Consider the following 820-nt stretch of genomic DNA (forward strand, 5'->3'; position numbering starts at 1 on the left):
AAGAGACAGGTGTAGGTCAGCTCGATCGGGTCGGTCGGAGCGCTTCCCCTGGCCGTGGCCAGGACCTTGGCGGTGGCGACCGTGACGGGCAGGTCGACGTCGCGGCCTTCACGCTCGTTGACGAGTCTGGCGCGGACGATCAGGTCCGCCGCGCCTTCCAGCTCTGCTGGGCTGCTGTAGTAGGGCTCGTCGGCGAGGCCGGGAGAGGTGGCGGACGAGCCGCCCGGCGGGGGCGTGGGGCCGTTGTGGAGGGCGAGCAGGGCGGCGGCTCCCGCTGCCAGGGCCGCGCAGGAGGCCACAGCGGCGACAAGGAGGCGGCGGCGTGGGGGCGCCGGGGAGGAGGCGGCGGGACCGACCAGGGTCTCCAGTTCGGCGGCGGCACGCACGGAGAGGGGCTGCGGGGCCGGAAGCGGGTTGGCGTGTTTGATCAGGCGTTTCACACGCGTCACGTAACCTCCTGGGGCGTGTGGTAGGCGTCGCGGAAGGCTTTGCGGGCCCGGTGCAGTCGGACCCAGACGGCTGACGTGCCGCAGTCGAGGACCTGGCCGATCTCGGCGGCCTTGAGCCCGTCCCAGTAGCTGAGGAGGAGGACCTCGCGGTGGCGCGGGGAGAGTCGGTCGAGGGCGTCGAGGACCGCGTTGTCCTGGTCGGATGCCGGGGTGCGGCCCAGGGTCTCGGCGATCGTGCGGTGGAGCCGTGTCAGGCGGGCCGTCGAACGGTGGTGGTTGCTGAGCAGGTTGCGCGCGGTGACGAAGAGCCAGCCGGTGCCGACGTCCTGGCCCGCGGACATGCGTTCCCACGCCGTGCGGAAGGTCTCGGC

The 820-nt window shown here is 72.6% G+C and carries 1 protein-coding gene and 1 pseudogene; both read right to left on the minus strand.

All coding sequences use genetic code 11. From position 1 onward, the window contains the following. Window positions 1-449: pseudogene (locus GL263_RS27395) on the minus strand (hypothetical protein); the annotation flags it as partial. Beyond that, window positions 446-820: RNA polymerase sigma factor (locus GL263_RS27400; protein ID WP_182858416.1), on the minus strand; the 375-nt coding region annotated here is incomplete at its 5' end. The pseudogene GL263_RS27395 and the gene GL263_RS27400, both read right to left, overlap by 4 nt.

This window comes from Streptomyces durbertensis (genome assembly GCF_014156695.1).
Lineage (GTDB): Bacteria > Actinomycetota > Actinomycetes > Streptomycetales > Streptomycetaceae > Streptomyces > Streptomyces durbertensis.